This window comes from Methanococcoides seepicolus (assembly GCF_023684405.1).
In the GTDB taxonomy this organism is placed as follows: domain Archaea; phylum Halobacteriota; class Methanosarcinia; order Methanosarcinales; family Methanosarcinaceae; genus Methanococcoides; species Methanococcoides seepicolus.
Map to the genome: position 1 here is coordinate 20,738 of NZ_JAGSOI010000032.1, position 9,323 is coordinate 30,060.

General features: G+C 43.6%; 7 protein-coding genes, 1 tRNA gene and 1 pseudogene. 3 read left to right on the top strand and 6 right to left on the bottom strand.

Going from position 1 to position 9,323, the window contains the following annotated elements:
• Positions 1–7: 7 nt before the first annotated feature.
• On the top strand, positions 8–1,003 hold the full coding sequence (locus tag KDK67_RS08600) for a class I SAM-dependent methyltransferase (protein WP_250868386.1): 996 nt from the start codon (positions 8–10) through the stop codon (positions 1,001–1,003).
• Between the two features lie 52 nt (positions 1,004–1,055).
• Positions 1,056–1,130 (top strand) — tRNA-Thr (locus tag KDK67_RS08605).
• Positions 1,131–1,276: 146 nt separating this feature from the next.
• Here KDK67_RS08605 and KDK67_RS08610 read toward each other — a convergent pair.
• The 6 genes from KDK67_RS08610 to KDK67_RS08635 all read right to left on the bottom strand — a co-directional run bounded on the left by KDK67_RS08610 (position 1,277) and on the right by KDK67_RS08635 (position 8,577).
• Positions 1,277–1,861, bottom strand: coding sequence for a hypothetical protein (locus KDK67_RS08610; RefSeq protein ID WP_250868387.1), 585 nt, complete (start codon positions 1,859–1,861; stop codon positions 1,277–1,279).
• A 234-nt stretch (positions 1,862–2,095) separates the two neighbouring features.
• Complete coding sequence (locus KDK67_RS08615) at positions 2,096–2,932, bottom strand: sirohydrochlorin cobaltochelatase (protein ID WP_250868388.1); 837 nt, start codon at positions 2,930–2,932, stop codon at positions 2,096–2,098.
• A gap of 141 nt (positions 2,933–3,073) precedes the next feature.
• Positions 3,074–4,354 (bottom strand): nitrogenase component 1, encoded by a 1,281-nt coding sequence (locus KDK67_RS08620; protein WP_250868389.1) that lies wholly within the window; start codon positions 4,352–4,354, stop codon positions 3,074–3,076.
• Positions 4,351–6,546, bottom strand: a complete 2,196-nt coding sequence (locus KDK67_RS08625; RefSeq protein ID WP_250868390.1) for a nitrogenase component 1 — start codon at positions 6,544–6,546, stop codon at positions 4,351–4,353. The genes KDK67_RS08620 and KDK67_RS08625 overlap by 4 nt, the downstream gene beginning before the upstream one ends.
• 82 nt (positions 6,547–6,628) lie before the next feature.
• On the bottom strand, positions 6,629–7,384 hold the full coding sequence (locus KDK67_RS08630; RefSeq protein WP_250868391.1) for a magnesium chelatase ATPase subunit I: 756 nt from the start codon (positions 7,382–7,384) through the stop codon (positions 6,629–6,631).
• Positions 7,381–8,577: an adenosylcobinamide amidohydrolase gene (locus KDK67_RS08635; protein WP_250868392.1), complete on the bottom strand. Its 1,197-nt coding sequence runs from the start codon at positions 8,575–8,577 to the stop codon at positions 7,381–7,383. The genes KDK67_RS08630 and KDK67_RS08635 overlap by 4 nt, the downstream gene beginning before the upstream one ends.
• 613 nt (positions 8,578–9,190) lie before the next feature.
• Here KDK67_RS08635 and KDK67_RS14665 point away from each other — a divergent pair.
• A pseudogene (locus tag KDK67_RS14665) lies at positions 9,191–9,323 on the top strand (IS1 family transposase); the annotation flags it as partial.

Sequence of the window (9,323 nt, forward strand, 5' to 3'; positions counted from 1 at the left end):
TATAGCTTTGAAACATCCATGTATTTTGATCCCGAAGAATGAAGGTGAACCCGTTAGAAAGGTAATTCTGGAGCTTGACCTGCTTGATAAGGGTCTGAAAATAGTTTCGGTGGATGCCGATCTGTGCCTTCCGCTTTCCAGAATGCTCTCTTCTGAGGAGATGGCGCTTTTGCCAAAAGAAGCACGACAGGACGAGCGGGAGTTCGAGTCCCATGACAAGTTCCTGACGCTTGAGGATATTCTTGGTTTTACTCCTTCGTATGAGGTGGTGGGTGACATTGCACTCATCGAAGCTGATGAAGCCGATGCTGAGAAGATCGGAAAGGCTCTTCTGGAAATCCATCGCCACGTAAAGACCGTACTTGGTGTGATTTCAGCGGTTGAAGGCGAGTTCCGGACCCGCAGGTTCAAAGTGATAGCTGGGGATGGTCGTACCGATACTGTACACAAGGACCATGGCTGTAAATATCATGTTGATCTTTCACGCGCTTATTTTACTCCCCGGCTTTCTACTGAGCGCCAGCGCATTGTTTCACAGGTGGGTGAGAATGATGTGGTGGTGGATATGTTCGCAGGTGTCGGGCCTTATAGTATCCCTATTGCAAAAAAATGTAAGATGGTAATTGCTATGGATAAGAATCCAGATGCAATTCATTTCCTTAAAGAGAACGTAATGCTCAATTCTGTTGATAATGTCGAGGTCATTGAAGGCGATGCCAATGAGATCGTAAGAAATAACGAAGGCATAGGCGATCATGTGATCATGAACCTCCCTCACAGTGCGGATGCTTTTCTTGATGCCGCTATATTTGTAACCGCTTCAGGTGGTGTCATTCACTATTATGGTATGACCCACGAGGACGATCTCTATGATAGTTCTATCAAGCTTATTTCAAATGCTGCTGAGAAAGCGGGCCGTGATATAGAAGTTCTGGAATGCAGGACTGTGAGATCGTATGCCCCACATCAGTATAATGTATGTATCGAGGTCCGTGTTAGCTGATCTGGGCGAAATGGTTATATCATAAAATCCTTATTAGATGTAAGATTGAAGTGCCGTCGTGGCTTAGCGGTATAGCGGCTGATTCGTAATCAGCAGGCCGGGGGTTCAAATCCCCCCGACGGCTCCAAATCACGGGGTTAAAAGCCCCCTTCCTTCTTATTCTTGATAAAAAGAGAGTCAAATTTTCGTAAGGATTATTTGAAATAAAAAGATAATTCTTTACATTCTGGTTCCAGTAATCATATTCATACATCGTCGATAAAGTTCAAATATTCATTTTGGAATTCTATTTATTGCGTATGTACATTTTACTTGCATACGTTTCAATTCCGGATCCATTCTGGCAAGATGGTCCTCAAGGTCCAGTATGTCAGGATGTTTCGGGTGATATAGTCCTTCGATCCTTGGACGAACGGGTTCGATCGTTTCAACATCCATCCCCGCAATGTGTTTGCAGGCCTGGAGTATCAAGCCTCTGGAATTCGTTTCACCACCAAGCTGTATGAACATATCGATGAGTTTGTATTCTTCATCAGAAAGTCCGAAATATGGCCTTAGTTCGAGAGATTCTTCAAGGATCTCGCTGTGGATGAAAACCGGAGATCCGGTCTGCTCAAAGTATTCTCTTAAACGCGGAAATTTCTTAAAATATGGGATTCCGCCATGCAGTATCAGTAAGATCAGGTCGGCTTCTTTAACGTGGTTTAGCATTTGCTGAAAGGACCTTTCATCTCCGTCAACATCTTCAGATGTATAACTGAAAAGTTCAACATCAATACCTTCACTTTGAAGTGTCACAGCAGCTCTTGAGAGGGATGGGTTGCCGCCAGTTCCTGATCCAATGCTTACAATCTTCATGTTATCATTCACAGAATATATTTTAAAATCAGAGTTTTCAAACGATCGGAGACTTCCTTTTCAGAGGTTATCTTCATAAAAGCAGATCGTGAAAACGAAATAATTTATGCAGATTAGATATATCTACTAAGTGAATGTGGGAAATACATCAATTTTGCATATCATGGTATTTATGGAAGGGTATCAAAAGACGAATGCATTGATCTGCATTCGCTGGATACCCTTTCATTAATCTCAAAGGAAGTTGTGGCTTTTTGCTGTCTGTTTTAGTTGTTCAACAAAAAGGTCGAGAATAGCATCTTCTTTTCCAAGGACCCTTTCATCTACCCTTACATCATGACCTGCTGCTTCCAGTACGTTCTTCCATGATGATTCCTTGTCCCCATAGACGTCCTTCTTTGCATGATAGTTGGCTACAATGGTGAAAGGTGCAAGTGTGACCTTTTCGGCATTAATATGTGCAAGTCGGTTCTTGACCTGTTCAATACCCGGATAACCATTGTTTGCAGCAATGACTATGCGTCCCCCGGTGATCTCATCCAGAACCATCTGTAACTGACATAATGTTGGATTAGCGTTACCTTCTTCATTAGATGCCACAAGTACAACCGTGCCATCATTGAATATGGAGGCCAATGCATCTGCAACATTCCTGTAATCTTCTGCTTTCAGGAGAAGTGGGTTGCTGATAAGCACTCCGCCGATATCCAGCATCCCGTGTGGACCAACAAGCTTGTTAATGCCAGAAACTACCGGATAGATAGAATGCAAAGCATTACCTGGGGTGATATACAATGGTTGTACAACTATCTGTGAATAACCATCATCGATCAAACCTGCCAGTGCACCAAGAACACTGCTTTTTCTTTCACCCTGCTCTGCAAGAACTTTCCTTATGACATCTGAAGTGACCGCAAGCCTGAACTCTACATCTGGATAGGTTTCCTTCATTTTTGAGACATATTTGTTCACAAATTCATCACATTCTGGTGATGTTGTCCCTTCAATTACTGCAACAACTGCTCCCTTATCCTCTTTAGGAGCGCCATGTCCTGGATTAATCTCTGTCATTTTACCGATCTCCATATTTACTTTTCAAAAATTTAAATCCATATCAATAGATTATAATTTTCAACTATATGTCTGGAATACATACTATATGAAATTTTTTATTATGTTATGTATAATTATATAAATGAGACATCTATTCTTTTAAGATAACATGCGTATGCCGTTGAGCACTTCTTCAAGGATCATGAGGGCACCTGTTGTACCCATGTATGTTTTTTGGACCATGTCCAGATATTCACCAGCCGGAAGGGCTATCTCAATTCCATTCCTGCACATATTCTGGTTGCGCAATGATTCTACGGTATGACCATCTGCGATCGCAATATCTACCGGCTGATCTCCGGGGAAAATATCCCACTCATCAGTAAAACCGATGTCTTCCATAAAATCGCAAAGGGCCTTTTCATATTCAGGGTTCCCTCCTGGAAGTATCTTTACTGCCATGGGTGCCATTCCAAGGTAATAATAAAGCCATTTGGTCAGCGGGAGTGCCAGGGAACTGTCCGCTTGAATTGAAAATGTAGCACCTTTCGGGAGGCCTGTAAGTGAATTGTATCTTGCGATCTTCCTGTAAGCGGTCTTCCTGGCCTGGGATATGTCTTCCAGTGCTCTGGATGCATCAACATTCATTTTTTCAGCTATTGAATTTAGGAATGAGATGGTAGCATCAAATCCCACAGGTGCTCCATGAGGACACAATACATAGGGTATTCCGAATTCCTGTTCATACCATTTTGCAGCCTGAAGTCCGTATTCTGCACACAGGATAATGTTAAAAGATGCCCCGGATGAAGCTTTGATCTCATCGATAGTACAACCAGCGGGAATCACAGTAGCGACCTCAATTCCCATAAGTTCCAGAAGCCTTTTTATTTCTTTGATTGTCCCTTCCCAGTGCTTGTGTGAAACGGAAAGTCCTATGATATTCACTTTTTCTGATGAACTTCTGCCGGGATTTGAGACATATTTTTTCAATATCTCCAGCAATGTTTTTTCAAAACCTTCAGGTGCCGGGCGTGAGAAATCCACACTTTCGACGGCCACACATTGTTGTTCAAGTCCCGTTTCCTTGAATGTGTATTTGAGATTATCCCCGATCAAGGTTGCACCCGGTGAGTTGATCACCACCACGGGTCCCTTTTGTCTGGGTGCCACGTTTGGAAGGATGCTTAACAGCTTTTCCGATGAACCTGCCACATAATCATCCTCGTCAAGATAGGTGCAGGGGACACGTGGTTGTCCAAAATAGAACTCTTCTGCAAAAGAGAGCGGATCAAGTGACGATTCCCTTGGATATTGCTGGTTCGAGATATGTGCATGGTAGAATTTGCATCCTGTCGGACTGTTCAGTACTACGCAGCAATCTTCAATACTTTCCACTGCAAAAATGGAACCTGTCAAAGCATCTGGAATGAATGTCATCTTATCACCTCTCCGTCATTTTTCCATCCTTCTATCTCAGGGAGTCTCAACAAACGGCTCCATCTTTGTGCCATGAAAATATCATTCCTGAAACCCACTTCCGGACAGAAGGGGATCGAGTCATAGTGTACGCCATCCGAGGCGAACATTGGAGGATAGTTTGAAAGAACAAGATGTGGTCTATGTTCCAATATGTCCCTGTCTCTTTGTTGTGCAGTATAATTATCTTCCACATGGACCTTTCCTGCATATTTGCTGGAAAAACCTTCCTCTGCCGATGAATGAAGGAGTCCTATCTTTAGAACATCCATTCCAAGATCGAAGATAACGTCAAGTAACCAGTCAATGGTCCGACTGTATGTATTTATCAGTACTTTTTTACCCTGAAGGAGAGGACGCAAGCACGCCATTTCAGCATCGTATATCTGCTTCTCTTTTTCAATGATCAACTGTGCATCATTTTCCCTTCCACTCAGTTGGGAAAGTTCTTCCAGCCATTTTGATGTCTCATTAAATCCTATCGGGAAGTTCATATCTGCAAAAGAGGCATTAAAGCGGTCCTCAAGATGATCCCTTACAAGCTGGCTTGAATCATCTTTCTTTGCAAGTATATTTATCGCACCTTTCTTGAACTGACGTATCGAATCAATGGTCGTACTGTTGAGGAACCGGCAGTTCACCTTCCATCCTATTTCACCAAGGAGGGATTCGATTGTCTGGAAATTAACTTCAACATTGTCGGATAGGTTCTTCTCTGCCACTATATTGACCAATCCCTTTTCAGGAGATACATCATTATCTATTAGTTCCGAGATCATTTTCCAGCCTTCTACAAGCCCCTGTGCAAAATCACCTGCAAGGTTTCCGTCCACAGGTACAGGTATTATCTTTGTTCCGGGGTATTCCTCATGTACTATTGATACGGCTGTCTCAAGATCATCTCCAATAAGACCTGCAAGACAGGTCGTTACTAGAAATACAATTTCCCAGCCCTGGGAGGCGGCTTCTTCAAGTTTACTCCTGAGCTCGTCCAGTCCACCAAAGATGAATTCGGTCTCACCCATATCAGTTGATGTAATCTCACCTTTGCAAAGAAGATTAGTTCCATGCCGTGATCTTGCTGCGAGCACATTGGATGAAAGGAAGTGGGTTACGATATGACCACAACTTCGGGGACCGTGAATTATTGTCAATGAACCGTTCACCTGTGAAGTTGCTGTCACTGCGCCGGCAAAAGCACAGCCATGCAGGGGTTCTTTGTTTCGGACACTTTTAGAATACAGGTTCTTTCGGATCGAAGGAATATCTTTCCCATTTGTTCTTGCTTTAGGTACATGAGCAGATCCGGTATGGTCAGCTTTAATGACGGGTAGATTCCTTCCAAGCACAAGTGTTTCCATCTCACTGTTTTCCAGAGGTTTAGAGGGGTACAGCTTGTTAGAACCTGTGACTAGCTTTGATATATATTCGGAAAGGTTTCGGAAAACGGTTGCAACACTAGAATCCGGGAATGCTTCCAATGTGGTCTTTCCCTGTTTTTCTGCCTCTGCAAAAAGTTCGCTTCTTGGTATTGATGCTACTACCGGTAACTCGACTGCTCTGGCAAATGCATCAACCCGTTCATCTTCGTGTTCCAATCCTCTGCCATTGTGGATTATTCCTGCCACCCTGGGTGAGCTTCCATCAAAATTGAGTATTCCACGCAGGATATTGTTGGCAGCATACAAAGCCATATATTCCCCGGAAGTGACAAGGAAAACAGCATCCGCGTATTCTTTTCTCAGGGGTACTGCAAAACCTCCGCATACAACATCACCCAGGACATCGTATAGTGACAGATCGAACGGTATTTCATGTATGCCAAGCCGGTCCAGTAATTCGAACATGCTGAGGATGCCTCTACCTGCACACCCAACTCCGGGTTCAGGACCGCCTGCTTCAACACAGGAAACCCCCTTGTAGCCTTCGAAAAGGATATCGCCCAGGATCCTGTCTTCAGGGAGGGTGTCGCGTATATATTCCATCACGGTGGTTATGCTGTTCCCGTTAGTAAGGAGGCGGGTGGAGTCGTGTTTTGGATCACAGCCTATCTGGAGTACTTTTTTTCCGGATTCTGCCAGGACTGCTGAAAGATTTGCTGAAACGGTGGACTTTCCAATTCCACCTTTTCCATAAAGTGCTATCTGTATCATGTTTTCCCTTTATGTGTTCGTTTTATGTCTGGTCTTTTAATCAGATTGGCAATTCAAAGTTGTACAGTTTGCAAGATCATCCTTATTCTCTGATCCTGTGGTGAGCATGATCCCTATTTTCGTCCTGCTGTTCTGTTCCCGGGAGATTCCTGAGGAAATGGACAAGATCCCCTATGGAGTCGAACCGATTCGTATCATCTTCGATTCTGCAATCCCAGAATGCAATATCGCTATCTATCCCAACTTCAATATGCAGATTTGCCTTTTCCGGGTTCATGGTACCGATCATTACAAAACGCGATGGGTGTGAAAAGGAAACACCTTCCCTTTCTACGAAATTGATGCCCATTGCAGCAGCATCAAGAAGCAGGTCTACAAGGTGGTCATCAAGGAGGTTGATCTCATCAACGTAAAGTATATTTCCATTTGCACGTGCAAGAACCCCTGGCTCAAAACGTTTTTTCCCACTGGTTAGTGCATGTTCTATGTCAAGGGTTCCGGCAACTCTGTCCTCTGTAGCACTAAGGGGCAGTTCTACGACTCTCATCGGACGTGATTCAAAAACGATATCCTCCCCTCTCTCAACACGTTGCCTGCAATCCATGCAGAGGTGTTCATGATCTGATGATGCACAGCCATAGACACATCCATTAACCGCCTCTCTTTCCGGCAGGAGGTCTGCGAGAGCCCTGGCCGCAGTTGATTTTGCAGTTCCTTTCTCCCCGCGTATAAGTACGCCGCCAATGGAGGGATTGATCACGTTCATCAGGAGGGCTTCTTTCATAGCTTCCTGGCCCACGATCGCACTGAACGGGTAAACAGGGTTTTCTTTGTTCATTGTCTGTCACCATGTATGTTCGGGCATTTTCCATTCTTGACTATCCAGGCCGTAATAGAGATCCAGTTATCAATAATGGATTCACGTTCGCTCAGGAGCAGGTCAACCGGAACATCTTCCTGTGCTCCCAAAAGATGTGGAAGCTCACGCATCATTGCAAGGGCAGCATTCCTGCCGGCAGTTTCCGGGATAAGTCCCCATGTGATCTCATCAATGATGTGGAGCACGGATGAAACATATCCTACAAGGGCTGGATTGCAGGAAATTTCCCGAAGACCCTTTACAAAGCGTGATTTCTTGTTGTCTCCATCCATTGCGGATGCAACTTTCCAGTAATTGCTCTCATCCACTCCGAAACGATCAAGTCTTACCAGCATGTCCCGCTGTGTCAGGGGAGTTAGTTCTGACTGGCGAGCTACTGCTTCCTGAACCCCTTCCAGAACGCACCTGCCGATCATTTCTCCGAGCTTAGAATGCTTTCCTGCATCTGTTAGTGTCATGGAACTTGTGCTATCCACGACCACGGCTATCATATCTGTTCCCGAACCCGTGGCAACACCATTGGAATAAAGGCTAGATGCCATCAGTTGTTGCAGTGCTGCGGTCTTAGCTTCGGTGGCTGTCATCAATACCCTTGTCAGGGCATAAGGCGGCATGTTGGCACCTATCAGAAGCATGACATTAATGGTGCCACCCACAGGCTCATATCTCTCATCTTCCTGATAGTAGGACGCGGGATCACCGGCTCGGCCACCATTGACTTCGATTCCTCCGGTAACGACTGCAGTGACTTCCAGACTCCTGAACGAACGGGTCTTTATGACTGCATTTCTCATGTTCGCTGCGGTCAACAGGCCAGATGTCCTGGAATGGTCCAGCCCAAGCCTTGATGCTGCAATCTTGAGATATTCGGGTACGCTTCCGCCTTCCAGTTCATGGGAAGTGCGGCCTTTGGTTGGGACCTTATGATTAAATATGCTTTCTAGGTCTTCCTGGCAACCCCCGTTTATCCAGGATGTGGTCAATGTACGTCTCTTTCCCGGGAAAGTAACTACAATGGAAGTATCCTGGAGGTATACCCGTTCCCCGTTAGAAGTTTCAAAAAGGATCTTTCGTTCATTTTCAGTGTTCGGGTTGATGTCGATTGTTCCAGTTCTTGACGATTCTGTTTTTATGTCTGTTTTATCGGCCATGAAGATCGCATCCACTCAGATCAAAATATTATCTTGATTTTCTCTCTCTGGATGCTATCGAAAATGTTGACTATTGTATATAACATGTATCTCATAGGCTAACAATTATATTGGTTAATAATAATATAAAAAGTAGTTCGCCTCAGTACTTATAGGTTTCATCATCACAGGCGATAAAATATCAGCATTTCATGTAATGCAATGTCCTTTTGAAAATCTTAGCTTTTTTCAATCAGCACAAGGCATGTCAATGATCTTCTTCCCCAATAGATTTTCATTAATTTGTTACGCTAATTTTGTGGACGAAAATATTTTTATTAACATTTGTACTAATTAGTAAGTATCAAATCAAATGATTCTAATAAGGCAGATTATAGTTAAAACCCCAAATTATTAGACTAATTGGTTATATAGACTGTTCCATGGTTAGACCTGAGGGGATCTTTATTGAACGGCATATGACCGTTGAAGAGTTAGACAAGCAGATAAAATTAGAGAAGAATGCAACACTCCTGAAAAGACTATATTTCATCAAATATCGTTATGGGGAATTGAGGGTAGTCCATCTATATTTAGTTGATATTATGTAATGTGAATCATATACATATATATCATGGGAAAACGGGGACCAAAACCAAAATTTAATGATGTTGCTTGTCCTAATGAAGACTGTGAATACTATGGCCTTACTGGAAAAGGTAATGTTGTAGGTAATGGAACTTATCAGATCAAAGGTAAACGTATTA

What these genes read in the sequence shown, in the direction of transcription:
- KDK67_RS08620 (WP_250868389.1), bottom strand. Translation starts at nt 4,354, where the DNA reads ATGACATTCATTCCAGATGCTTTGACAGGTTCCATTTTTGCAGTGGAA.
- KDK67_RS08635 (WP_250868392.1), bottom strand. Translation starts at nt 8,577, where the DNA reads ATGGCCGATAAAACAGACATAAAAACAGAATCGTCAAGAACTGGAACA.
- KDK67_RS08625 (WP_250868390.1), bottom strand. Translation starts at nt 6,546, where the DNA reads ATGATACAGATAGCACTTTATGGAAAAGGTGGAATTGGAAAGTCCACC.
- KDK67_RS08615 (WP_250868388.1), bottom strand. Translation starts at nt 2,932, where the DNA reads ATGACAGAGATTAATCCAGGACATGGCGCTCCTAAAGAGGATAAGGGA.
- KDK67_RS08610 (WP_250868387.1), bottom strand. Translation starts at nt 1,861, where the DNA reads ATGAAGATTGTAAGCATTGGATCAGGAACTGGCGGCAACCCATCCCTC.
- KDK67_RS08630 (WP_250868391.1), bottom strand. Translation starts at nt 7,384, where the DNA reads ATGAACAAAGAAAACCCTGTTTACCCGTTCAGTGCGATCGTGGGCCAG.